16 protein-coding genes are annotated in these 24092 nt (G+C 74.3%); 10 read left to right on the plus strand and 6 right to left on the minus strand.

Annotated elements, in window-relative coordinates:
• Positions 1 to 178 precede the first annotated feature (178 nt).
• The 4 genes from ACIQU6_RS04205 to ACIQU6_RS04220 all read left to right on the plus strand — a co-directional run bounded on the left by ACIQU6_RS04205 (position 179) and on the right by ACIQU6_RS04220 (position 9308).
• Positions 179 to 3172 carry an SNF2-related protein gene (locus ACIQU6_RS04205; RefSeq protein ID WP_403480078.1) on the plus strand — a complete coding sequence of 998 codons (2994 nt, stop codon included), beginning with the start codon at positions 179 to 181 and terminating at the stop codon, positions 3170 to 3172.
• Positions 3169 to 4710: an SWIM zinc finger family protein gene (locus tag ACIQU6_RS04210; RefSeq protein ID WP_403480079.1), complete on the plus strand. Its 1542-nt coding sequence runs from the start codon at positions 3169 to 3171 to the stop codon at positions 4708 to 4710. Before ACIQU6_RS04205 ends, ACIQU6_RS04210 begins: the two co-directional genes overlap by 4 nt.
• Positions 4707 to 6647 carry a helicase-associated domain-containing protein gene (locus ACIQU6_RS04215; protein ID WP_403480080.1) on the plus strand — a complete coding sequence of 647 codons (1941 nt, stop codon included), beginning with the start codon at positions 4707 to 4709 and terminating at the stop codon, positions 6645 to 6647. The genes ACIQU6_RS04210 and ACIQU6_RS04215 overlap by 4 nt, the downstream gene beginning before the upstream one ends.
• A 459-nt stretch (positions 6648 to 7106) precedes the next feature.
• Positions 7107 to 9308: an NB-ARC domain-containing protein gene (locus ACIQU6_RS04220; RefSeq protein WP_403480081.1), complete on the plus strand. Its 2202-nt coding sequence runs from the start codon at positions 7107 to 7109 to the stop codon at positions 9306 to 9308.
• 168 nt (positions 9309 to 9476) lie between these two features.
• Here ACIQU6_RS04220 and ACIQU6_RS04225 read toward each other — a convergent pair whose 3' ends face one another.
• Together ACIQU6_RS04225 and ACIQU6_RS04230 are read right to left on the minus strand one after the other, a co-directional pair.
• Positions 9477 to 11300 carry a CDP-glycerol glycerophosphotransferase family protein gene (locus tag ACIQU6_RS04225; RefSeq protein WP_403480082.1) on the minus strand — a complete coding sequence of 608 codons (1824 nt, stop codon included), beginning with the start codon at positions 11298 to 11300 and terminating at the stop codon, positions 9477 to 9479.
• Between the two features lie 215 nt (positions 11301 to 11515).
• Positions 11516 to 13150: an FAD-dependent monooxygenase gene (locus ACIQU6_RS04230; RefSeq protein ID WP_403480083.1), complete on the minus strand. Its 1635-nt coding sequence runs from the start codon at positions 13148 to 13150 to the stop codon at positions 11516 to 11518.
• A 723-nt stretch (positions 13151 to 13873) separates the two neighbouring features.
• On the opposite strand from ACIQU6_RS04230, the gene ACIQU6_RS04235 reads away from it, so the two are divergent.
• The 4 genes from ACIQU6_RS04235 to ACIQU6_RS04250 all read left to right on the plus strand — a co-directional run bounded on the left by ACIQU6_RS04235 (position 13874) and on the right by ACIQU6_RS04250 (position 17023).
• Positions 13874 to 14818 (plus strand): zinc-binding alcohol dehydrogenase family protein, encoded by a 945-nt coding sequence (locus tag ACIQU6_RS04235; protein ID WP_403480084.1) that lies wholly within the window; start codon positions 13874 to 13876, stop codon positions 14816 to 14818.
• An 87-nt stretch (positions 14819 to 14905) separates the two neighbouring features.
• Positions 14906 to 15787, plus strand: a complete 882-nt coding sequence (locus tag ACIQU6_RS04240) for an IclR family transcriptional regulator C-terminal domain-containing protein (protein WP_403480085.1) — start codon at positions 14906 to 14908, stop codon at positions 15785 to 15787.
• Positions 15788 to 15893: 106 nt separating this feature from the next.
• Positions 15894 to 16340 (plus strand): hypothetical protein, encoded by a 447-nt coding sequence (locus ACIQU6_RS04245; protein ID WP_403480086.1) that lies wholly within the window; start codon positions 15894 to 15896, stop codon positions 16338 to 16340.
• A 41-nt stretch (positions 16341 to 16381) separates the two neighbouring features.
• Entirely contained in the window at positions 16382 to 17023 is a 642-nt protein-coding gene (locus ACIQU6_RS04250) for a uridine kinase (RefSeq protein ID WP_403480087.1), read from the plus strand.
• Between the two features lie 44 nt (positions 17024 to 17067).
• Here the strand turns inward: ACIQU6_RS04250 and ACIQU6_RS04255 are convergent, their stop codons facing one another.
• On the minus strand, positions 17068 to 18498 hold the full coding sequence (locus ACIQU6_RS04255) for a WGR domain-containing protein (protein WP_403480088.1): 1431 nt from the start codon (positions 18496 to 18498) through the stop codon (positions 17068 to 17070).
• A 137-nt stretch (positions 18499 to 18635) separates the two neighbouring features.
• On the opposite strand from ACIQU6_RS04255, the gene ACIQU6_RS04260 reads away from it, so the two are divergent.
• Positions 18636 to 19097: a type II toxin-antitoxin system PemK/MazF family toxin gene (locus tag ACIQU6_RS04260; protein WP_403480089.1), complete on the plus strand. Its 462-nt coding sequence runs from the start codon at positions 18636 to 18638 to the stop codon at positions 19095 to 19097.
• A 52-nt stretch (positions 19098 to 19149) separates the two neighbouring features.
• On the opposite strand, the gene ACIQU6_RS04265 is transcribed toward ACIQU6_RS04260, so the two are convergent.
• The 3 genes from ACIQU6_RS04265 to ACIQU6_RS04275 form a co-directional block, all read right to left on the minus strand.
• On the minus strand, positions 19150 to 19692 hold the full coding sequence (locus ACIQU6_RS04265; RefSeq protein ID WP_403480090.1) for a DUF1697 domain-containing protein: 543 nt from the start codon (positions 19690 to 19692) through the stop codon (positions 19150 to 19152).
• Positions 19693 to 19778: 86 nt separating this feature from the next.
• The gene (locus tag ACIQU6_RS04270) at positions 19779 to 20390 is read right to left on the minus strand and encodes a methylated-DNA--[protein]-cysteine S-methyltransferase (RefSeq protein ID WP_403480091.1); all 612 of its coding nucleotides are present in this window, start codon (positions 20388 to 20390) and stop codon (positions 19779 to 19781) included.
• 90 nt (positions 20391 to 20480) lie between these two features.
• Positions 20481 to 21362 carry a glycerophosphodiester phosphodiesterase gene (locus ACIQU6_RS04275; protein WP_403480092.1) on the minus strand — a complete coding sequence of 294 codons (882 nt, stop codon included), beginning with the start codon at positions 21360 to 21362 and terminating at the stop codon, positions 20481 to 20483.
• 482 nt (positions 21363 to 21844) lie between these two features.
• Between ACIQU6_RS04275 and uvrB the strand changes: the two genes are divergently transcribed.
• Positions 21845 to 23986, plus strand: coding sequence for an excinuclease ABC subunit UvrB (gene uvrB / locus ACIQU6_RS04280; protein WP_403480093.1), 2142 nt, complete (start codon positions 21845 to 21847; stop codon positions 23984 to 23986).
• Positions 23987 to 24092: the final 106 nt, after the last annotated feature.

The raw sequence follows: 24092 nt of genomic DNA on the forward strand, positions 1-24092 counted from the left end.
GGCGTGAAGAGCACGCCGTGACCGGTGGGGAATGCCGCGGCCGCCGGAGGACGACGGGGGAGACGACATGGAGACGACCGTAGACTCGCAGGTCGGGGGCGTAGCAGAGGGAATCCGGGTGCGATGGGCCCGGGGAGCGCCGTTGGCGGCGCGGAACGATCCGACGGCAGGGGATGGCATGGCGAGGTGGCAGGAGGCGCCGGGAGAGGCGTCCCGGCCCTCGATCACCCCTGCCGCCGGCGCGCCCCGCGCGGGCGAAGGTGGAGTCGGCGAGCTGGCCGCGGCCCTGGTGGAGTGCGCCGCGATCTTTCTGCCGGCCCGTACGCCGCGGGCCGGGACGGTCGCCTTCTGGCGGCCGGACGGCGGCCCGCTTCCCGGTGTTGACGTGGAGGGGAACGGCGGCCGGGCGTCGGAGTCGGGCAGTGGTGTCACGCGGCTGACCGTCGCGCGGCGGCATGGCAACGGCGCGCGGAGCCGGACGGTGTCCGCGCATCTGCTGCCCCTGCCGGATGCCGCTCCGGTGCTGGCCCGGGCCCGACGCACCGCCGACGCCCATCCGGCCGCCGCCTGTTGGGGCGCGGCCACCCTGCACGCGCTGCACCTCGCCGCTCGCGGCAGACTGCTGCCCGGCCTGACCGACGAGGACGCCGATGCCTGGCGCGCCGGCCCGCTCGACGCGGACGACATCGCGCACCTCCGGGCCGTCGCCGCCGCCATGCCCCCGGAGGCGTACGCGGTACCGATCCCGGGTGCCCGGCCGCTCCAGTTGCCCGATCCGGTAGTCCTGGTACGGCAGTTCGTGGATGCCGTCGTCGACACCCTGCCGCGCACCCCGGCCGCCGAGCTGGTGGCGGGCGCCCCGTTCGCCGCGACGGCACCGCAGCACCTCCCGGCCGCCCAGGAGTGGGCCGCAGAGGTCGCGGCCGGTGTCGACGCCGGAGTACGGCTCTCGCTCCGCCTCGACCTCGCCCCGCACCAGCTCTTCGATACCGCGGGAGGGGATGCGTCCGCGGGGGGCGACGCGCAGGGCGAGGACGTGAGTGGGGAAGGGGCGGCAACTCCGGGCGGTGGCATGGAGGAACGGCGCGCGGCGGCGGCGGTCCTGCAGGTCCACAGCCTCACCGACCCGACCCTGGTGGTCGATGCCCGCCAGCTCTGGGAGGGCGGGGCACCGGACCACTTCGGCGCCCGGTCCCGTGCCGACGCGCTGCTCGCGCTGCGCCGCGCCACCCGCGTCTGGTCCCCGCTCGGCCGCCTCCTGGAGCGCCCCGTTCCCGATGTGCTCCCGCTCGGCGAGGGCGAGTTGTACGCACTCCTGGGGGAGTTCGCGCCGCGCCTCGACGCCGCCGGGGTGGCCGTCCACTGGCCCAAGGAGCTGACCCGCGGTCTGACCGCGACGGCGGTGCTGCGGCCCGCTCCCGGTTCGGCGGCGGACGGCTTCGGCTTCTTCGACGCCGGTGAACTGGCGCAGTTCCGCTGGCAGTTGGCCATGGACGGGGTGCCGCTCAGCGACGCGGAGATGGATGCCCTCGCCGAGGCGCACCGCCCCATGGTGCGGCTGCGCGACCAGTGGGTCCTCGTCGACCCCGGGTTGGTCCGCAAGGCACGCAAGCGCGAACTGGGCTATCTGGACCCGGTCCGGGCCCTCGCCGCGACGCTCGACGGCACCGCGGAGGTGGACGGCGAACAGGTCGAGGTGGTGCCCCTGGGCGCCCTCGCCGCCCTGCGTGGTCGGCTCACCACCGAGACGCGCCCGCTACCCCAGCCCGCGGGGCTGCGGGCGACCCTGCGCGACTACCAACTCCGCGGCGTGGCCTGGCTGGACACCATGGTCTCCACGGGACTGGGCGGCTGCCTGGCCGACGACATGGGGCTGGGCAAGACCATCACCGTCATCGCGCTCCACCTCCGCCGGCGGCCCACCGCCCCCGTCCTCGTCGTCTGCCCCGCGTCCCTGCTCGGCAACTGGCAGCGCGAGATCGAACGCTTCGCGCCCGGCACGCCCGTACGCCGCTTCCACGGCGCCGGCCGCAGTCTCGACGGCATGGACGGCGGCTTCGTGCTGACGACCTACGGGACGATGCGCAGCAGTGCCACCGAACTGGCCGGCCGCACCTGGGCCTGGGTCGTCGCCGACGAGGCGCAACACGTGAAGAATCCGCGCTCCTCGACGGCCAGGGCGCTGCGCGGCATCAAGGCCCCGGCGCGGATCGCTCTCACCGGCACGCCCGTGGAGAACAACCTCTCCGAGCTGTGGGCGCTGCTGGATTGGACCACCCCCGGGCTCCTGGGGCCGCTCAAGACGTTCCGCGCCCTGCACGCCCGGGAGGTCGAGGGCGGGGAGGATCCGCGGGCGGCGGAGCGACTGGCCAGACTGGTGCGACCGTTCATCCTGCGCCGCAAGAAGTCCGATCCCGGTATCGCGCCCGAACTCCCGCCCAAGACGGAGACCGACCATCCGGTCCCACTGGGGCGCGAACAGGCCGCGCTGTACCAGGCGGTGGTGCGCGAGACCCTCGCCCGGATCGAGGGCGCCGAGGGGATGGCGCGGCGCGGCCTGGTGATGAAGCTGCTCACCGACCTGAAGCAGATCTGCAACCACCCCGCGCAGTACCTCAAGGAGAACGCCCCGGGCCTGGCCGCGCGCTCCGGGAAACTCGAACTCCTCGACGAACTCCTGGACACCATCCTCGCGGAGGGCGGCGCCACCCTGGTCTTCACCCAGTACGTCGCCATGGCACGACTTCTGGAGCGCCACCTCGCGGGGAGAGGCGTCCACAGCCAACTCCTGCACGGCGGGACCCCGGTGGCCGAACGGGAGCGGATGGTGGACCGCTTCCAGTCGGGTCGGGCGCCGGTCTTCCTGCTGTCCCTGAAGGCGGCCGGCACCGGCCTGAACCTCACCCGGGCCGGACACGTCGTCCACTACGACCGCTGGTGGAATCCGGCGGTGGAGGAGCAGGCCACCGACCGCGCCTACCGCATCGGCCAGACCCAGCCCGTCCAGGTCCACCGGCTGATCACCGAGGGCACCGTGGAGGACAACATCGCCCAACTCCTCACCGCCAAAAGGGCCTTGGCCGACGCGGTGCTCTCCGGTGGCGAGGGCGCGCTCACCGAGCTGACCGACGCCGACCTCGCCGACCTCGTCTCCCTGAGGAGGACCGGATGAACCCCGGGCACCGGCGCTGGCCCGTCACGGGGCGCGCCGCGGCGGCGGACCGGCTGGCCCGCGCCGACCGTTCGCGCACCTTCCCGCCGCTGCCGGTCCTCGACGGTCCGGACGGGACGGCCGCCGCGTCCTGGTGGGGCGGTGCCTGGCTGACGGCGCTGGAGCGCAGCGCACTGGACGGCGCCCGGTTGACCCGTGGTCGGGCCTACGCCCGCGACGGCCATGTCGACACGATCAACATCACCCCGGGCCGGATGATCGCCACCGTACGGGGCAGTCGACCCCGCCCGTACAGCGCCGAGGTGCGCGTCAGGACGCTCACCGACCAGGAGTGGGACGCCCTGTTGGACGGCGTCGCCGCCCACCCCGACCAGCTCACCGCGCTGTTGGCCAAGGAGCTGCCCCGCGCACTGGCCGAGGCGGAATCGGGCCTCCTGCCGGGGCCGGGCGACTTGGTGCCCCGGTGCTCCTGCCCGGACACCGGCCGGCCCTGCAAGCACGCCGCCGCGCTCTGCTTCCAGGTGGCCCGGCTGCTGGATGCCGATCCCTTCGTCCTGCTGCTGATCCGGGGCCGGGGCGAGCGCGAGCTGCTCGACGAGCTCGGGCGTCGCAGCGCCGGCCACGGTGCACGGGAGAGCCGGGGGCGGGCCGTGGGTCCGGCCCCGGCGGTGCCCGGGGGCGACGAGGCCGCGACCGTCGCCGCATCTGCGGTGAGCTCGGCTTTGGCTACTCCCACCCCTTCTGCGTCCCGCCCGGCGTTCGGCCCTGACGGAGTGCAGGCGTCCGGATCCGCTGCCGCGGCGCCGGAGGAGGAGCGGGTCCGGTTGGGCACCGAAGGGGGCGTCGGTGCCGCCTGGGCCCCGGCTCTCCCGGCTCAGGGCGTGCTCGCCCGGGAGGCCCTCGCCGACCGCCCCCGACCGCCGCTCCCACCGCCGGCCGCGGTACCGCCGCGGCCCGGCCGGCCGTTGGCCCTCCCGGACGCCGACGGGCTCCCGTTCGACGCCGCCACGCTCGAACTGCTCGCCGCCGACGCCGCGGCCCGCGCCCACGCCTGCCTGACAGACCCCGAATCCCCGGGGGAGCCCGCGGCGGCCGGCCCCTTCCCGGCGCTTGCGCCGTGGGAGGACGCCATCCGCCTGGCCGCCACCGCCCACCCCACGGCCGGTCTGACCACCACCACCCGCGCGCTGTACCGCGACCTCGCGGCGGCGACCGGCCGTACCCCCACGGACATCGCCCGGTCCGTCGCCGCCTGGCGCCAGGGTGGCCACGAAGGGCTCGTCCTTCTGGAGGGCACCTGGAACCCGCCGGCCGGCGACTTCGACCGGGCCCGCAGCGCCCTCCTGGCCGCGGGGCTGCCGGCTCTGCGCCCGCACCACAACCGCCTCACCGACGCCGCCCGCGGTCTCCAGCTCCGCTTCGGCCGCGACCACCGCTGGTACCCGTACGAATCCGAGCCCGGCGCCGAGGACTGGTGGCCCACCGGCCCCGCGGACGCGGACCCCGTGGGCGCCCTGACCACCCTGGTGACACGATGACTAACCTCAAGGCCGTGGAAGGACTCGACGCACTCACCCGTTCCCTGGCACAGCGCACCCCCGAACGGCTCGCCGCACTGCTCACCCGGCACGCCGAGCCGCTCGCCCGCCGGCCCGCACCCACCGAACTCCGGGGCCTGGCCGGCGCGTTGTGGTCCTACGAGACCCTCCACCAGGTGGTGCTGCACCTCGACCACCCCCGGCTCCAGGTGCTCGCCGCCACCGCCAGGATCAGCCAGCAGCGGGCCGCCCGGGACGCAGCCGCGCCCGCCGCCCCCACCGCCGGCGCCGACTACCAGTCGCTGATGGCCCACCGACTGTCCTTCCCGGAGCTGGCCAGCGAGGCCGTCACGCCCGAGGACGTCTACGCCGCGCTCGACGTCACCGCCCCTGGGCCGGCCCGGTCCGTCGCCGAAGCCGCCCTGGACGCGCTCTTCGACGACGGGCTCGCCGCGCCCACCGAGGACGGCGCCGTCGTCGTGCCGCCGCGCGTGCCCCAGCTCCTCGCCGCCCATGACCTCGGCCCGTTCGCGCCGCAGGCCCCCACTCCCGAGGGCGCCGCACCCGCCAGCGCCCCCACCGTGCCCGCCCCGCGGACCTCGCCGCACGACGAATCCCAGGCCGCCGCCGCGCAGTTGGCCACCACCGTGGAGCGGCTGCTCGCCTCCCTGGCCGGCGAGCCCGCCACCCTCCGCAAGTCGGGCGGGCTCACCCTCCGCGAGGTGAAGCGCCTGGCGAAGGCGGCCGGCACCACGGAGCCGCACGCCCGGCTCTTGCTCGATCTCGCCCTGGCCGCCGGCCTGATCGCGCTGACCCGCAGCCCGTCGGGCATCACCGCACTGCCCACCCACGCCTACGACGACTGGCTCGCCAAGGCGCCCGGCGCCCGCCTCGCTCCCGTACTGGCCGCCTGGTACGCCCTGTGGGACATCCCCACCCATACCCCGTTCGGCGAGACTCCCACCGCTCTGGTCCGCGGGCACGACCGGCACGCCCCCGCCCTCCGGTTCGCCCTGCTCGCCGCCCTGGCCGACGTCCCCCCGGGCGCCGGACCGCTACCTCCGCCGCTGCCGCTCCCCGACGCGCCGGAGGACGAGGAGGCCCTCGCGCCCCTGCGGCGCCTCCTCCACACCGCGCAATGGCACCGTCCGCTCGCCGTCACCGAGCAGCCGATGGTCGACGAGCGCGCCGCCCACACCCTCCACGAAGCCGCCTACCTCGGGCTCACCGCCCACGGCACCCTCACCCCCCTCGGCCGGGCCCTGCTCGCCGACCCGGCAGACCTCGACGAGCCGCTCCGCGACCTGCTCCCGCCGCCGGTCGAACGGGCCCACTTCCAGGCCGACCTGACCGCCGTCGTGCCCGGCCGTCCCGCCCCCGCACTCGCCGGACTCCTCGCCTCCGCCGCCGACCGGGAGTCCGAGGGGCACGCCGTGACCTGGCGCTTCACCCCCGGCTCGATCTGCCGCGCCCTGGACGCCGGTCACACCGCCGACACCCTCCGGGACGCGCTCACCGCCGCCTCGGCCGGCGACGCCCTGCCACAGCCCCTCGGCTACCTCGTCCAGGACACCGCCCGCACCCACGGCCGGATGCGGGTCGTGCCCGCCGGCTGCTGCATCCGCTCCGACGACGAGGCCCTGATCGCCGAACTCGCCGCCCACCACGCGCTGCGCGGGATTGGGGTGCGGGCGATCGCCCCCACGGTCCTGGTCAGCGGCCGCCCGCCGGCCGCCACCCTGGACGCGTTGCGTGCCGCCGGGTACGCCCCCTCCCTGGAGTCCGGCACCGGCACCGCCACCGTCGAGCGGCTGCCCAGCCACCGCACCGCGACCCCCGGCCCCACCCGGGACCCGCACGCCCCGCTGGCCCTTGCCCAACGCCTCCTGGGGCACCCGGTCGAGCCACGGCAGACCGCAACGAGCGGCCGCAACTGACCCGTTGACCCGGTATTCCGCTCCGCGCCGTACGGACGGAGTGGAACGGCTCCCTTCCGGTTGCCCGCCTCCTCGTACCGCGCGCCGTCCCTACGCGACAGAAGGCCGTCGCTGGTCATCTTGGCGATGGCCCGCCCAGAGCAGATGCCGATCCGCGGCAGCAGACCGGTCGCCGGCTCGACCCGCCCGCGCATCGAAATCGGCACCGGCGGAACCCACTTGACGTTCCCGAGCTCCGCCGCGCATCCCCGTTCGGCCCCGTACCGCTTTCTCTTTCCGTGGTGGGGCGGTCCGTGCCGCGCCCTTCCCGCCGTCGCCCGGACCGAATCCCACCGCTGCTTGACCGGTTGCGGCCGATCGGCAGGGGGCGAGTGGCGCGTCGGTCGGCCGGCGGGCGGCGTTGTCAGTGGCGTCAAGTAGCGTTTTCCGCGTACGGAGTCGAGCGAGGGGGAGTGCGACGTGGGGGACAACGCGGCGGACGCCGAGCGCGTCCGGAACGAGTTCAGCGGGACGGCGCACGGGCCGGTGATCCAGGCCGGGGTGATCGAGGGCGGCGTGCGGATCGAGATGCACCGACCGGAGCGGCCGGTGCCGCGACAGGTGCCTGCCGGCTCCCGGCAGTTCGTGGACCGCGAGCCGGTGCTGGCGGAGATCGACGGCTGGGTCGGCGACGGCGGTGGCATGGCGGTCCTCAGCGGCCTACCGGGCGTCGGCAAGAGCGCGACCGTACGGAGATGGGCACAGGAGGAGCGGGGCCGGTTCCCCGGTGGGGAGTTCTATGTCGACTTCGCCGAGCTGCGGGCGCAGGCGGGCGGCGACGTGTCGGCCGGGGTGAGCCGCTGCCTGCGGGCGCTCGGCGTCGAGGACCGCTATCTCCCCGACTCCCTGGGCGAGTTGACCAACATGCTGCGCACCCTGACCGCGGACGCGCGCGTACTGATGGTGCTCGACGACGTGACCGAACCGGCGCAGGTGCGGGCGTTGCTCCCGAGCGCCCCCGGCAGCGTCGTCCTCGCCACCAGCCAGTCGAAGCTGGGGGAGTTGCTGGCCGAGGGCGCCCGCCTGATGCCGCTGGAACCGCTGTCGCCGGAGCACGGCATGCAACTGCTGCGCCGGCTGTGCGGGGCGGAGCGCATCGCCGCGGACGACGAGGGCGCGGCCGAGCGGATCGTGGCGAGTTGTGGTGGGCTGCCGGTGGCCCTTCAGGTCGCCGCGGCGCGGTTGGTGATGCATCCAGGTTTGTCGGTCGCCGCGCTGGCCGATGAATTGGCCGACGACCGGCGCCGGTTGGATGCTCTGCGCCGGGGAGGGGAGCGCACGGTGTCCGCCGTTTTCGCAGTGGCCTACGCAGGACTGCCCGGGCCGGCCGCCCGACTGTACCGACTGCTGGGCCTGCACCCCGGCCGCCGCTGGGACGCCGCCTCGGCCGCCGCGGTGGCCGGGACGACGCCCGAGCGCGCCGCCGAGCAGCTCGACGTCCTGGAGACCGCGAGCCTGGTCACCGTGGCCGCCGACGGGCGCTACGAGTTCCACGACCTGGTGCGGCTGCACGCCCGCGAACAGGCCGTTCTGGAGGATGACGAGCCCGAGCGCACCGCGGCCGTGGCCCGGGTCGTGGACCATCTGCTCACCCGTGCCGCCCAGGCCGATCTCGCCGTCATGGGCCGTCGGATGCGCATCGGCGCGTACACCGACCGGCTGACCGAGGCGGACCGCGCCACCGCCTTCCCCGGCCGGCAGGAGGCGCTGCACTGGCTGGACGCCTGGCGCGGTGAGTTGCTGTCCGCCCAGCAGGTCGCAGCCGACCACGGCTGGCACCGCCGCGCCTGGGAGCTCGCCGAGGCGCTGACCGCCCTGTTCCTCAATCGCAGATACCTCAACGACTGGGTGCGCAGCGGCGACCTGGGCGCCCGCCACGCCGAGGCCGATGGCAACCCGGCCGCCGAGGCCCGGCTGCGCGCGCTGCTGTCCCGCCCCCTGATGGACCGCGACGAACTGCGGTGCGCCCACGGAGAGTTGGAGACCGCCGTCGCCCGGGCCGACGAGTCCGGCCACACCCTGTTGCGCGCCTCCGTCCGCGAGTTCTACGGCCGCTACTGGGACCGCTGCGATCCCGTCCGCGCCGTGACCGTCTACGAGGAGGCGATGGTCCACTACCGCGCCGCGGGCGACGAACGCGGCATCGCCATCGGCCGCTTCTTCCTGGGCGGCGCCCTGCACGCCGTCGGTCGTACGGGCGAGGCGCAGGCCGCCCTCCGGGATGCCTACGACGCGTTTCTGGCCCTCGACGACCGGCGGATGGGCGCCCGTGCGCTGGCCGCCCTCGGCGGTGTGCATCGCGACCTTGGGCGGGCGGCGGAGGCCGTGGCGGCGCTGGAGGAGGCCGCGGCCGTGCTCCGCGAGCGCGGGGCCGTCCACTACGAGGCCGAGGTGTGCGAGTCGCTCGCCGAACTGGCCGAGGAGCGCGGCGACCGCGAGCAGTGGCGACGATTCCTCACGCGGGCCCTGGAGATATACGAGGCCGGTGGCGGCCCGCGCGCCGTGGAACTGCGCAGCAGGTTGACGGACGCCGCGCCCGGTGCGGCAACCGACGCCGGCAGCGCCACGGAGCGGTCCGACGGCGGGAAGGAGGCCGACGGCGAGGGCACGGGGGGCCTCTAGCGCGCCGATGGCGGAGACGGTCCGGTCAACTCCGGTCGGGGCGCGGACCGTTGTGGGGCATCAGTTGGTCCGACCTTGCCCTCCCGGGGATTCGGGGGCGGGCCTCCCCGCTTCGCCCCTGCGGGCCGCGAGCCGGACGCCCCCGATCCGGATCCGGACCAGGGGAGCTCAGCGCGGCCGGCCGGCTCGTCGGGTGGGGCGGAGCTCGATGTCCTCGGTGCGACTGCCCAGGGCGAGCGTGGCGAAGCCCTCCAGGGGGCGCCGGGCGCGCAGGCAGGCGTAGACGACGGCGGCCAGGACGGCGGCGTCGTCCAGCAGGCCGGTGGCGTTCACTTCCACCGTCCGGCCGTCGCGCAGCCCCGCTTGGCAGCCGCGGCCGGTGACTGTGGCGACGGCGAGCAGACAGCCGGGGTAGCGGGCGAGGGTGTCGTCGATCCACCGGTCGGCGCTCACCGTGGTCTTGGCCGGGGTGCGACGGACCAGCACGGACGCGCTCTCCGGCCACCGCCGGTCCCCCTCGTCGTCGGCACAGGACAGATGCCGGAACGGGCCGTCAGGGGAGTCGTCCCCCGCCACGGACGAAGAGAGCGAGCAGGACGAGGAGGGCGCGGAGGACAAGGAGAGTGCGGAGGGTGAGGACGAGGTGACCGCGGCGGGGAAGCGTTCGACGGATATGCGGGGGCCGCCGGGCTCCTCGGTGACCGAGGTGTGGACGTGGCAGGCGGTGGTGGGCTCCGGGTGGTCCCGCAAGGCGGGTGGCGCCGGGGCGCGGCGCGGTGGCGGTGAGCCGTCCGGTTCGGGGAGGCGCAGCAGGTCGTACACGGCGGTGCGCAGGAGTTCCAGGGCACGCCCCGGTGCGGCGAAGGCGCTCTCGCCGATCTTGCGCAGCCGCTCCGCGATGTCGTCGCCCGCCGACTTCCCTTGCCCCAGCGCCCGTTCGAGCTGAGGCCGCAGTGGAGCGTCGGGGCGTAGGCGCGGGGCGATCCGGCCCAACTCGGCCATGGGGGTCCCGGGGACGGCCTCGTCGTCGCTGAACGCGCCGAGCAGCAGGGGCGTGCCGAGTGCCGCGCCGTAGAAGGTGACCGATCCGTGGTCGCCGATCAGCAGGTCGGCGGCGAGCAGGGTGGCCTGCCAGCCGGCGGTCGGCGGGATGGTCAGCAGCCCGGCGTCGTGTGCGGAGCCGAGGTGTGAGCGGAGGGCGTAACTGCCGTGGGCGGAGGTGATGTTGGGGTGGGTGACCAGGGCGATGGCGTGGTCGTCCAGGGGGAGTTCGGCAAGCAGGCGGGCCGGTAGGGCGGGGTGGCGGCCCAGGAGCGAGTGGTCGCGCCAGGTCGAGCTGAGCACGATCAGCCGCTGCCCGTCGCGGACACCGAGGGTCCGGCGGTAGTCGGCGCGGAGGTCCCGTCCGTCCAGGAGCGCGTCGTAGCAGGGATCGCCGACGAGCAGCGTGCGGCCCGCGGTGGCCGGGTGTGCGGCGGCGAGTTGGGCCGCCTGGTCCGGGTGGGATATCGCGAGCCGGGCGCGGCCGCTGCGCAGCAGCGCGTCCGGGACGACGCCGGCCAGCCGGTCGCGGTCGCTGCGGGAGTCGGGAACGACCTTGTGGAAGCCGACGCCGTGCGGCAGCACCAGCACCGGGCAGGTGTGGCCGGCGGAGGCGAGGTCGGCGTTCTCGGTCGCCGTGACGATCAGATGCGGGTCGGTCTCGGCGAACTGGTGCCAGGGCAGCACCCGGACGCCGACCGAGCGGAGCAGTGCGGGCACCCCGTCGTTGAAGGCCGAGGTGGGGTCGAAGGCGAAGACCAGGTGGACCCGCGGGTCGTCGCGCAACACCGGGCCGAGGACGTCCAGGACCCGGACGGTGGAGGTGACGGTGCGGGCGACGGCGACGACCAGCTTCTCGCCGGGGAACGTCTGCCAGCGCTCGGGGTCCTCGCCCACGGGGACCCGGAGCGGCGGCAGCAGCCCATGGGTGGTGTCGGCCGCCGCGGGCACACAACCACCGGCAGGCCCGGCCTCGTTCGCGGTTCGCGGTTCGCGGTTCGCGGTTCGCGGTTCGCGGTTCGCGGTTCGCGGTTCGCGGTTCGTCGCCATAGTGGTCGTAGCGCGCCTCACCGTTCTCCGCAACCCCCTGGTGGTTCGACTGCCGGCGGTCGTTCCACCGGCGATCGGACGTGTCCCTGCCGCCCACCGTAGTTCAGGGGCGCGCCTCAGGAGCCGTCGGGTTTCCTTCGGCCGCTGTTGAACCGCCGTAACCGCAACGCGCCGGGCCCGAAACCGAGGGGGCGGGGGAGTCGGCGCGGGGGCTGCTCGGTACCGGCGCCCGAACCGGCGGCGCTACCGGGGCTCCCCGGTACCACCGGGGGCGGTGCCGCGGTGAGTGCGGCGGTGGCCGAGGCGCTGAACAGGGACGACAGGGGGGAGGGCGGCTCCGGGGTGTCGACGCCCGGCGGCCGTACCGTGGGCGCCGGCGCGGTGGACGCCGGGCGCGGGGCGAACGCCTGCGGTGGACGGGCCGCGTGCACCGCGGGCGTGATCACATCGACATAGGCGCGACAGACCGGTGGCAGGGCGGCGGCCGGGAGGTGCGCCCCGGGCACGGCGCCGCGCACGAGGCGGGCGGCGAGCGACGCCGCGTTCGGGTGCGGCGACCGCGGGAGCTCCGCGCCGGTGGCCAGCGCCCAGGGCGCCTCGACCAGGTCGCCGACGGCGCGCTGCACCCTGTGGGCCAGCGCGGGTTCGTCCAGGCCGTACCGCCGCAGCGCGTTGCGGAGCGCGGTGGCGCCGTGGGCGGCGAGGGACAACCCCTGGCCGTAGTCCGGATTGATCGAGGCCACCGCGCCGCCGAGCGCCACGAACCCGGTGGGCCAGCGGGACAGTTGCTCGTAGTGGTGGCGACGGCTCGTGGTGTCGCGGGTCACCCGCACCTCGCTCAGCGGCTCGGCGTCGGCGATGAGGTCCCCGATGGCCGCGTGGATCCGGCGGGCGAACGGCACGAAGGCGTCGGCCCGTTGGGACGGCCGATCGGTGCCGCTGCCCGTGAGGGTGACCAGCCAGCGCCCGTCCTCGATCGGGACCAGGGTCGCCGTCCTGGTGGCCGGGTGGGGGGAGTCCGGCGCGTCGGTGCTGCCGTCACCGCCCGAACGGGCCGTGAGCACCGGACAGTTCTCCTGCCCGGGCGGGGCGCGGAAGATCCGGGTGGCGCAGACGATGCCGGAGTCCCGGACGTCCTCGGGGGCGGCGGGCAGGCCGAGCGCCGCCAGCCGGTCCGGGGTGGTGGAGGAGCGACCGGTGGCGTCGACCACCAAGTCGGCGTCCAGGCGGTACGTTTCACCACCGATGATGTCCTTGACCCACACCCCGGTGACGTGTTCGGCGGTGCCGGTCAGCCGCTCCGCCTCCGTGCTGTCGAGGATCGACACCCCGGTGAGCACCGGCACCTGATCGCGGACGCCCCGGTCGAGCAGATCGCGGGAGCAGGCGAACACCTCCCGCGTACGGGTCCGGCGGGCCGGCCGACCGGGCAGCAGCGGACCGGCCGGTTCCGTCGGGGCGGGGAGCCGGTGGGCGCCCTCGGCCAGCCATCTGTCGATCGCGCCGGGCAGCAGGCCCTCCACGACCCGGGCGCCGTCGGCTGCCAGTAGATGGGTGTGGCGGGGCTGCGGAAGGTCCGTGGGCAGCACGGGGGTTCGCGGCAGCCGCTCCCGCTCCACCACGATCACATCGGCGTACGCGGACAGCGCCGCGGCGGCGAGCATGCCCGTGAAACCGCCGCCGAGCACCACGGCGAGATACGGGTGCGTGAACTGGAGCCCTGCGCTGCTCGTACTGCTCGACGCGTTCATGGGCGGTCCCTTTCTCGGCGGTGGCGCGCGGGTCCCCGGCTGGGCCGGGCCGCGTCCAGAAAGGGCGGAGCGGCGTACGGCCGGGACCGGCGGCGCGCGGCGGCGATGACGGCGTCGGTGGCGGCGGTGACCCGCGCCGTCAGCGACGGCAGGGAGGCGGACGCGGTTCGCAACATGCGCAGGGGAGCAGGAGGCAGCGGCAGAGCGCGCTGGATGTCGCGGCAGGCCGGCGCGAACGCCGGCCTGCCGCCCCCCGATTTCCCCATCATGAATCCCCCTCAGGCCGTGTCCGCCCTGCCGCAGCCCGAGCCGCGTCCTCCGCCACGCCCCGCCCGGCGCACCGGGTGGGACGGGCCGACACCGCAGCCTCGCACGCCGTGCCCAGCCCCTGGAAACGCGGCCGTCACTTCTGGGCAACGGCGGACACACGTCCGGATCGTAGGCGGCGGCGATCACTTCCGGTAGCCGAAGACGAGTGAGGGATATGTAGGAGCCATCCGGCGTGTACCACTGGGTAGACCCGCTACAAAACGGAGCAATAGGTGGAAAACGGCCGGGAGTTTTCTCGCGAGACGAGAAAACCACCGGGAATCCGAGGGCCGAAAGTGGCGGCTGCCTCCTGAATGGCCGGAGGGTTGGCGCGAAATGATCGGGGGGCGGCAGGCCGGCGGGCGCCGTGCCTACCCTGTGCGGGCACCGCACCGGAGGACCCGAGGGAGAGACGTGCGCGCGATCGTGATGCGAGAGTTCGGCGGCCCGGACGTGCTCCGGCTGGAGGACGTCCCCGAACCGGAGCCCCGTGCCGGGCACGCATGCGTCGAAGTGGCCCTGGCCGGCGTCAACTACGCCGATGTGCACGTCCGCGGGGACACCTACCTCGCCCCCGTCGAGCTGCCCTACACGCCCGGGAACGAGGTCGTGGGCACCGTCGACGGCGGACGCCGGGTCGTCGGCCTCACCCGGGGCGGCGGATACGCGGAACGGGCGCTGCTGCACCGCCGCGTCACCTGGGACGTGCCGGACGCTGTCAGCGACGAGCAGGCGGTCGCGCTGGCCCTCCAGGGCAACAGCGCCTGGCACCTGCTGTTCACCGCGCTGCGCCTGACCGAGGGCGAGAGCGTGGTCGTGCCGGCCGCGGCGGGTGGGGTCGGCACGCTGGCCGTGCAGCTTGCCGCGCGGGCTGGCGCGAAGGTCGTCGCCCTCGCCGGCTCCCCGGCCAAGCGCCAACTCGCCCTGGACCTGGGCGCGCACGCGGTCGTCGACTCCACCGCCGAGGACCTCACGGAGCGCATCCTGGAGGCGGCCGGCGGCCCCGTCGAGACCGCGCTGGAGATGACCGGCGGCGCCACCTTCGCCCGGACCCTGGCCGCCGTCGCGCCGCGCGGCCGGCTCGCCGTCTACGGCTTCGCCGGCGGGGAGTTGGCGAGCGTGTCCACCCGGGAGCTGATGGAGCGCTCGATCACCGTCTCCGGTTTCTGGCTGCCCCAGCTCTACGCGGACCGGACGGCGCTGCCGACATCCATGCGGGCGCTGTTCGACGCCGTCGCCGACGGTTCCCTCAGGACGCTGACCGGCGCCACCTACGCGCTCGGGGAGGCGGCGCAGGCGCACCACGACCTCGCCGCCCGCACCCCGACCGGGAAACTCGCCCTCGACGTCACCCGTTGACGCAGGGGGCGCCGAGGGCGGGGCACCCCGCACCGCACACGCCGTGCGCCTTCGGGCGCGGATCACCGCCAGAGGAGAGAGCACACGATGGGCCATCGCACCGCAGCGTCGCAGTCCACGGCTCCCAAGGCCGCACAGCAGAACGGCCCGGCAACCAGGGGCGCGACCGCCACCGGCGGCCGGACGTCCGGATCCGGCCATGCCGAGCGGGTCTTCCTCGTCCAGACGGCCTTCGCCGAACTCGGCGGGTCCGCCCACGGGCCCGGTGAGATCGCGGAGTTCACCGGCCTGGACGACTCCGTCGTCTACCGCATCCTGCAATCCGGCGTCTACCAGCGGATCTTCGAGCGGGTGGACCGCGGCCTCTACCGGCTGCGGACCTCGGCCGCCCAACTCGCCTTCACCGCCCTGGACCACCGCCTCGACGGCGCCCAGACCGTCCTCGCCGGCCTGCGCGACGCCACCGGCAACGGGCTGGTGTTCCTCTACATGGTGGCGCCGTTCTCCGGTGCGCAGCGGCAGTGTGTCGACATGGCCGTCGGCGACTCCGATCTGGCCGAACTCGGCATGACACCGCGCGACGTGCTGTCCGTGACCCGCTCGCTGCGCACCGGCGCCTCCGGGCGCACCATCCTGGCCTACCTGCCCGACGTCCTCCAGCAGCGCGTCCTGGCCGAGCCCGTCCCCGAGCAGGCCGGCCCCGGCGTCTACCGGGACAACGACGCGCTGTCGACCTCCCTGGCGGAGGTCCGCGACCTCGGTTACGCGCTCGGCTTCGAGGAGTGCATGGCCGGCTGGAACTCCTGCGCCGCGCCGATCATGTGGGACGGCGCCATCATGGGCGCGGTGCTGCTGCTCAAGCAGAAGACCGTGATGCCGCAGGTGCCCGAGGAGATCATCGAGGCGACGAAGGAGGCGGCGGCCGTACTCAGCCGCCACGGAGCGGCCCGCCCGGCGCTGGACGTCTGAACTCCCGCCGCGGCGCCCGGCCGTACGGCTGTTCAGCAGGCGGCCCGGCTCTCTACCGTGGCACCACGCGCGCGACGCACGCGTGCCCGACGTACAAGGGGGTCCGATGGAACAGGAACTGATCGCGCTGGCCACCGCGGGGGCGACGACGCTGGTGCAGCAGATGGCGACCGAGGGCTGGGCCGCCGTCCGCCGGCGGACGGCGGCCCTGCTCGCCCGGCGTCGTGGCGACGGTGAGGAGGAGGTCGAGCGCGAGCTGGAGCAGGCGCGCACCGACGTCCTCGCGGCCCGGGAGGACGGCGACGAGGAGGTCGCGCAGGGGGTGAAGGCGGTCTGGAAGGCCCGGCTGCGGCGACTGCTGGCCGAGGACCCGGAGGCGGCCGCCGAACTGCGGGCGCTGCTCGACGAGGTGGCGCCCCAGGAGCGCCGGAGCACCGTGCGGGACATCCACAACACCATCAGCGGCGGCTCGCACGGATCGGTGATCCAGGTCGGGCTCGTCTCCGACGGGGGCAACCTCAACGTCCAGCCCGGCGGAACGTCCCCCCGCTGACCCCCGGCGCCCGGAGCCGGTCGGCGGGGCACAATGGCCGGGTGCGGCTCGAAGCGATCACCTGGGAACGGCTCACCGACGCGCTCGCCGCGCGCGTCGACGCGCTGGCGGCGCACGACGGGAGCCCCTGGTTGCGGGTGGCGGTGGACGGAGCGCCCGCAGCCGCCCCCGGCGACCTCGCCGGGCGGCTCGCCGAGGCGCTGCGGCTCCGGGGGCGGGCGGTGCACACGGCCGACGCCCACGGCTTTCTGCGCCCCGCCTCGCTGCGGCTGGAGTACGGCCGCGAGGACCCGGACGCCTTCCACGACGAGTGGTTCGACCGGCGGGCCCTGTGGCGCGAGCTGTTCCAGCCGCTGGAGCCGGACGGTACCGGCCGGGTGCTCCCGGACCTGTGGGACCCGGTGGCGGACCGGGCGACCCGCAGCCCCTACGTGGAACTGCCGCCCGGCGGCGTGCTGTTGCTGCACGGCCCGCTGCTGCTCGGACATGGGTTTCCCTTCGACCTCTCCGTGCACCTGAAGCTGTCGCCGGCCGCCCTCGCCCGCCGCACCCCAAAGGACCAGCGCTGGACGCTGCCGGCGTTCGCCCGCTACGAGGCCGAGACCCGGCCCGAGGAGGCGGCGGACGTGGTCGTACGGGCCGACGATCCCCGCCGACCGGCCTGGAGCGGGCCGGTCGCCTGAGCCGCCGGTCGCCCGGCGCCGCGCGTGCAGGGCCCGCGCCGCCCTCAGACCACCCGCCGGATCTCGCCCCGGACGCGGTAGAAACCGTCCGAGGCGGGGGCCAGCTCCTCGACGACGTACCGGGCCCCGGCCTGTCGTATGTGGCGCGGGAACTGGACGTTCCACGATGGTTCGTAGCCGGCGGAGACCACATGGACCCGCAGTCGGCCGGCTTCCTGCACGCACTCCACCAGGACCCCCGAGGCCGCGTCGCCCGCCACCGTGCGGACCGTGGTGGCCGGGGCGTAAGTGGGCAGCGCGGCGGCCGACTTCACGTCCCGCGCGACCGGGACCGTGCCCGCGCGGGCGGCGGCGATCGCGGCGTCGCCGGCGTCCACGCACACCAGGGAGCCGTCGGTGGTGACCAGATAGAGCTTCTCGTCGAGGTACTGCATCGACAGCGCCGATCCGCCGCCGGTGCCCAGCTTCCACAGCCGGGTGCCGTCGGCCGCGAAGCAGTACACCGAGGACGCCGAGTCGCCGGCGAAGACATAGCGGCCGCCCGGCGCCGTGGCACAGGAGTAGACGACCGTGTCGCACGCGTAGGTGGCCTCCAGCTCCCCGCTGTCCTTCGCCAGTCGCTGGACCACCCGTCGGTCGGTCCCGGCGTAGACCGCGTCGTCCTCCTGCCAGCCGAACAGCACCCCGCCCCGGGTCGCGGTGTGCCACAACTCGCCGCCGCCGTCGGTGGCGTAGGCGGTGACGCCGCGGTGGTGACCGTGGTAGACGGCCCGGTCGTCGCGCCGCACCATCCAGGCGTGCGCGCCGCTGCTGCGGCGCGACCACTGGTACTCGTCCTCGTGGTCGATCACGGTCAACGTGCCGTTGCGGTCGGCGACGTTGAGGACGCCCTCGTGGATGTCCAGCCAGAAGATGTCGGTGTCCGGGGAGATGGCGTAGGCGGCGAACGGGAGCTTGGAGGAGAGGTCGTAGACGGTGCCGTCGTCGCAGCCCGCGTAGATCCAGAAGTCGTCCGCTACCAGGCACTTGACGCCGTCCGGGAGCTGGTAGCGGGCCAGCACCTCGCCGTCGTGGCCGAGGGTGAAGACCTCGCCGTTCTGGTTGCCCACCCAGCAGCGGTCCGCGGCGATGTGGATCCCGAACGCCGCGGCGTCCGTGCGGAAGCGCCACAGCACCGGTGCCACCGCCCGTGCCGTCGACGGCGCCGAGGCCGTCTGGCGCCGCGTCACGGGCCGGGCCGTGCGCTGCCCGCGGACGGCCGGGGCGTAGCCCTTGCGGACCTTCTCGCCGATCTTCCTGGCCGCCGCGGCCTGCGCCTTCTCCCGCGTCGGGAACGTCGAGGTCTGCCGCTGCCCCGCCGATCCGATCCGCCCGTAGCGCACCGCGACGACGGTGTCCGCCACGCGGACCTCGTAGAACTTGTGGGCCCCGCCGCCCTCTTGGGACAGCTCCAGATATGTCGTGGTCTCGGACATGGTGATCCCTTCCGGGCGGTCCCGTCGACCGTCCCCCCGCTGTGAAAAACCGTACGGCCGACCACTGACAATCGACCGCGGGCGGCCGAACACGGGCCGCTGACCAGCGAGTTCACCGCGGCCGGTAGCGTGCGGGGATGACCACTTCGTTCCCCGCAGCAGACCCGCACCAGCCCCTGCCCGGCAGCCAGGGCCCCACCGCGACCGCGGAGGTCACGCCGCGCGCCGTCGGCGCCGTGACGATGGCCTACGCGCCCGACCCGGACGGCGAACCGGACCCCGGCGAGATCGTCTGGACCTGGGTGCCCTTCGAGGAGCACGACGGGCGCGGCAAGGACCGGCCGGTGCTGGTCGTGGCGCGGGAGAAGGCCGGGACGGTGCTGGCCGTGCAACTGTCGAGCAAGCGCCACGACGAGAGCCGGGACTGGGTGGCGATCGGCGCGGGCCCCTGGGACCGCGAGGGGCGCGACTCCTGGGTCGCCGTGGACCGGGTGCTGCGGCTCCACCCGGACGGGATGCGCCGGGAGGCGTGCGCGCTCGACCAGGGCCGCTTCAACCTCGTCGCCAACCGGCTGCGGGAGCTCCACGGTTGGCGCTGACGCCCCGAACCGCCCCGGGCGTCAGGGTCGTCCCCGGGCGCCCGTCGGGTCGTCAGGCGTCGGCCAGCGCCAGCAGCTTGGTGACGGTGTTCCAGTTGCGGGCGGTGGCGGTCACCCCGAGGCGGGCGCGCCCCACCGCATCGGCCAGCCTGGAGCGCCCGATGCCCTGCGGGCACCACAAGTACAGCTCGCGACCCCGCAGTTGGAACCGGTCCGGCGCGAACGCGGCCTGATCGAGCGCGTCCAACCGGGCCGTGTCGGCGGGCACTTCGGACAGGAACGTCACGTGCAGGGTCCTGGGCTCCGGCACCGCCGACGGGAACGGGTTCCGGGCGACCGCGGCGGCCAGCTCGTCCCGGGTCCGCACCACCACCGGCACCGTCAGGCCCAGTTCGGCCAGGATGCCCTCCTCGATCCGCCGGGCGGTCCGCTCCGGTGGAGTCCCCGGATCCGCGAAGACGAGATTGCCCGTCTGCAACAGGACGGAGACCTCCTGGAACCCCAGGGAGCGGGCCAGCTCCAACTGGCGGGCCTTGGGGAAGGCGTTGTGGCCCCCGACGTTGATGCCGCGGAGCAGGGCGATCTGACGGGACATGCGGGGCCCTTCGTGGACGGTGCCGCGCCGCCGGGGCGGACCCCGGCGGCGCGGAGGAGGAACGGGCGGGGAGCGGACGGCGCCGTTCAGAACAGGGGCGCGGGCAGCACGCCCTCCAGGGCCAGCAGCAGCCGCTTCGTCTCCAGGCCGCCGCCGAAGCCCCCGATGCCGCCGTCGCTGGCCACCACCCGGTGGCAGGGGACGACCAGGGGGAGCGGATTGGAGCCCATCGCCGCGCCCACCGCCCGGGCCGCGCCCGGCTCCCCGACCCGGTCGGCGAGGTCCTGATAGCCGACCACGCTGCCGTACGGGACGCCGTCGTCCAGGGCGTGCAGCACCCGGGCGTTGAAGCCGCCGGACAGCGACCAGTCCAGGGGGACCGCGAAACTCCGCAGCTCGCCGGAGAAATAGCGGCGGAGCTCGGCGGCGGCCGTCGCCAGATGCGGTATCTCCGGGAGCGGGGGCCCGCCGAAGACGGTCTCCAGCCGGCCGAGCGCGCGGCGCGTGACCCGCTCGTCGGCGTGGAAGGAGACCTGCACCAGACCCTCCCGGGTCGCCGCCAGCAGCAGCGGGCCGATCGGGCTGTCGATGCGCGTCCAGCCCCAGTCGCGGTGGGCCGGGTACGCCTTCTCCTGGGCGGTGTCGGGTGCTGCGGCCGGCGTCGTCGCCGGCCCGGGAACGTGCTCTGCGTCCGTCACGCTCCCCAGCCTAGGGCCGCCCACCGACAACGCGGCGGGGAGGAGGCCCGGCGACGGCCGCCGGGCCTCCTCCCCGCCGCGCCGCAGCGGTCAGTAGCCGTCGTTGTGCAGCGCCTTGCGCGCCACGTCGGGCTTGTTGCTGATCACCCCGTCGACGCCCTGGCCCGCGGCGCGCACCGCCGACTTGGCGTCGTCGACGGTCCAGGTGTAGAGCTCCAACCGCCGGTGGTGCGGGCCCTTGAGGTGGTGCACGGCGGTCACGTAGTGCGGGGTGACGGCCGTGTGCGGCGGGTTGATCTGGTCGCAGTAGGCCGCGTACTTGGGCAGGTCGGCCACCGAGGGGCTGCCCAGGAAGCCCGTCTTGATGGCCGGGTTCATCCGGTGCACCTTCCTGATCGCGTCGGCGTTGAAGCTCTGGACGATCAGTCGGCGCTTGAGGTGCGAGCCGTTCAGCCAGCCCTCGTCCCGCAGCTCCCGCAGGGCCTGCCGCTCGATCCCTGGGTAGAGCTCCGGGTTCTTCAGCTCCATCAGCAGCCGCTGCCCGTTGTGCTCGACCTCGTCCAGGTACTCCTCCAGGGTGGGCACCCGCACCCCCTTGAACCTCGCCCCGTACCAACTGCCCGCGTCCAGCTTCTTGACCTCCCGGAGCGTGAAGTCGCCGACGTTCCACGGGGAGCGGCCCGGAAAGAGCTTCTTGACGTTGGTGGTGCGCGCCAGCGAGGTGTCGTGCAGGACGACCAGCTCCCCGTCCTTGGTGCGCTGGACGTCGTTCTCGACCCAGGTGATCCCGCGCCGGTGCGCCGCGTCGATCGAGGCGAGGGTGTTCTCGGGCGCGTACGCCGCCGCGCCGCGGTGGCCGACCACCACAGGGGGGTGCCCGCCGGCCGCGGCCCGGGCCGCGGCGATGGGGAGGACGAGCGCGGACAGGCCCATGAGCGCGCCGGCGAGGGCTGCGACGGGGCGGATACGCATACGGACTCCTCGTGACGTCGTGGAAGTGAGCTGACGTGAAGTGAGGTGAACGGGGGAGACGGTCGGAGAATCGCAGCCGGGCCGGAGGAGAGGACGGACGTGCGGTGGCCGGGCGCTGAACGACAAGAGGCCGGTGTTCCGTGCCGAGCGTCGTAGGTGCAGGGTGCCCGGCATGGCCGTGCAGCAGACGTACGTCCCGACGTCGTCCAACTTGCCGGAGCCGCGGCATCCGCGCATCTCGGCCGACGATCGGTCACCCTTCGCATGGTTGGCCGATTTTGCCGGCCGTGTCCGGGGCGGGCCGCCGACCCGGACCGCCCCGCACCCGGCTCCGCCCGACCGCGGGCCGCGGGTCGCCGCGCCGGGCCCGCGGACCCGCCGCGCCCGCGCCCGCCCGCCCCGCTCCTCAGAGCACCCGTGAAAACCGCAGGTCAGATCGGATCCGGCCCCGATTGTCAGTGGCGGGTCGTACGGTGGATCCCATGCGGCCCGTTTCAAAGATCGAACGCACGGTGGCGCCCTTCGAGGTCGTCAGCTCCTACCAGCCCAGCGGCGATCAGCCGACGGCCATCGCCGAGCTCGACCGGCGCGTCCGCGGCGGTGAGAAGGACGTCGTCCTGCTGGGCGCGACCGGTACCGGCAAGTCCGCGACCACCGCGTGGATGATCGAGAAGCTCCAGCGCCCGACGTTGGTGATGGCGCCCAACAAGACCCTCGCGGCCCAGCTCGCCAACGAGTTCCGCGAGCTGCTGCCCAACAACGCCGTCGAGTACTTCGTCTCCTACTACGACTACTACCAACCCGAGGCGTACGTCCCGCAGTCCGATACGTACATCGAGAAGGACTCCTCCATCAACGAGGAGGTGGAGCGGCTGCGCCACTCCGCGACGAACTCCCTCCTCACCCGGCGGGACGTCATCGTGGTCGCCTCGGTCTCCTGCATCTACGGCCTGGGCACACCCCAGGAGTACGTCGACCGCATGGTGTCCCTCAAGGTCGGCGACGAGATCGACCGGGACCAGTTGCTGCGCCGCTTCGTCGACATCCAGTACGCCCGCAACGACGTGGCGTTCACCCGGGGCACCTTCCGGGTCCGCGGCGACACCATCGAGATCTTCCCGGTCTACGAGGAGCTGGCCGTCCGGATCGAGATGTTCGGCGACGAGATCGAGGCGCTGTCCACCCTGCACCCGCTCACCGGCGAGGTGATCAGCGACGACCGGCAGCTCTACGTCTTCCCCGCCAGCCACTACATCGCCGGCCCCGAGCGGTTGGAGAAGGCGGTCGCCGGGATCGAGGCCGAGCTGGCGGACCGGCTGGCCACGCTGGAGAAGCAGGGCAAGCTGCTGGAGGCCCAGCGGCTGCGCATGCGCACCACCTACGACATCGAGATGATGCGGCAGATCGGCTCCTGCTCGGGCATCGAGAACTACTCGATGCACTTCGACGGCCGCGAGCCGGGCTCGGCGCCCAACACCCTCCTCGACTACTTCCCCGAGGACTTCCTGCTGGTCATCGACGAGTCGCACGTCACCGTCCCGCAGATCGGCGCCATGTACGAGGGCGACGCCTCCCGCAAGCGCACCCTCGTCGACCACGGCTTCCGGCTCCCGTCCGCGCTGGACAACCGCCCGCTGAAGTGGGAGGAGTTCCTGGGGCGGGTCGGCCAGACCGTCTACCTCTCCGCGACGCCCGGCCCCTACGAGCTGTCCCGGGGCGACGGCTTCGTGGAGCAGATCATCCGGCCGACCGGTCTGGTCGATCCGGAGGTGGTGGTCAAGCCCACCGACGGGCAGATCGACGACCTGGTGCACGAGATCCACAAGCGCACCGAGAGGGACGAGCGCGTCCTGGTCACCACGCTCACCAAGAAGATGGCCGAGGACCTCACCGACTACTTCCTGGAGCTCGGCATCCAGGTCCGCTATCTGCACAGCGACGTGGACACCCTGCGGCGCGTGGAGCTGCTGCGCGAGCTGCGGGCCGGCGAGTTCGACGTGCTGGTCGGCATCAACCTCCTCCGGGAGGGCCTGGACCTGCCGGAGGTCTCCCTGGTGGCGATCCTGGACGCCGACAAGGAGGGCTTCCTGCGCTCCGGCACCTCGCTGATCCAGACCATCGGCCGGGCGGCCCGTAACGTCTCCGGCCAGGTGCACATGTACGCCGACAAGATCACCCCGGCGATGGAGAAGGCCATCGAGGAGACCAACCGCCGCCGGGAGAAGCAGCTCGCGTACAACAAGGAGAACGGCATCGATCCCCAGCCGCTCCGCAAGAAGATCGGTGACATCGTCGCCACCCTGGCCCGCGAGGAGATCGACACTCAGGAGCTGTTGGGCAGCGGCTACCGCAAGTCCGGCGGCGACAGGGACGGCAAGGCCAAGGCGCCGGTGCCGGCGCTCGGCGGGAAGGCCGGCAAGGCGGCCAAGGGCAAGGGCGGCAAGGGCGCCGAGGTTCCCACGGACCGCCCCGCGGCCGAGCTCGCCGAGACGATCGAGGAGCTGACGGAGCGGATGCGGGCGGCCGCCGCGGAGCTCCAGTTCGAGGTCGCCGCCCGGCTGCGCGACGAGGTCGGCGAGCTGAAGAAGGAGCTGCGGCAGATGAAGGAGGCCGGCCTGAAGTAGCGGCCGCCTCCAGCCCGTCCGCCGCTCTGCCCCGCCCGTCGGCCCGTGTGCCGAGGGGCGGGGCAGAAGTGCGACCGGACGGGGAACGCGGCGCACCAGCCGCTTC

Origin of the sequence: Streptomyces sp. NPDC090442 (genome assembly GCF_044769405.1) — a bacterium.
Taxonomy (GTDB): Bacteria; Actinomycetota; Actinomycetes; order Streptomycetales; family Streptomycetaceae; genus Streptomyces.

What these genes read in the sequence shown, in the direction of transcription:
- ACIQU6_RS04205 (WP_403480078.1), top strand. Translation starts at nt 179, where the DNA reads ATGGCGAGGTGGCAGGAGGCGCCGGGAGAGGCGTCCCGGCCCTCGATC.
- ACIQU6_RS04210 (WP_403480079.1), top strand. Translation starts at nt 3,169, where the DNA reads ATGAACCCCGGGCACCGGCGCTGGCCCGTCACGGGGCGCGCCGCGGCG.
- ACIQU6_RS04215 (WP_403480080.1), top strand. Translation starts at nt 4,707, where the DNA reads ATGACTAACCTCAAGGCCGTGGAAGGACTCGACGCACTCACCCGTTCC.
- ACIQU6_RS04230 (WP_403480083.1), bottom strand. Translation starts at nt 13,150, where the DNA reads ATGAACGCGTCGAGCAGTACGAGCAGCGCAGGGCTCCAGTTCACGCAC.
- ACIQU6_RS04240 (WP_403480085.1), top strand. Translation starts at nt 14,906, where the DNA reads ATGGGCCATCGCACCGCAGCGTCGCAGTCCACGGCTCCCAAGGCCGCA.
- ACIQU6_RS04245 (WP_403480086.1), top strand. Translation starts at nt 15,894, where the DNA reads ATGGAACAGGAACTGATCGCGCTGGCCACCGCGGGGGCGACGACGCTG.
- ACIQU6_RS04255 (WP_403480088.1), bottom strand. Translation starts at nt 18,498, where the DNA reads ATGTCCGAGACCACGACATATCTGGAGCTGTCCCAAGAGGGCGGCGGG.
- ACIQU6_RS04260 (WP_403480089.1), top strand. Translation starts at nt 18,636, where the DNA reads ATGACCACTTCGTTCCCCGCAGCAGACCCGCACCAGCCCCTGCCCGGC.
- ACIQU6_RS04265 (WP_403480090.1), bottom strand. Translation starts at nt 19,692, where the DNA reads ATGTCCCGTCAGATCGCCCTGCTCCGCGGCATCAACGTCGGGGGCCAC.
- ACIQU6_RS04275 (WP_403480092.1), bottom strand. Translation starts at nt 21,362, where the DNA reads ATGCGTATCCGCCCCGTCGCAGCCCTCGCCGGCGCGCTCATGGGCCTG.
- uvrB (WP_403480093.1), top strand. Translation starts at nt 21,845, where the DNA reads ATGCGGCCCGTTTCAAAGATCGAACGCACGGTGGCGCCCTTCGAGGTC.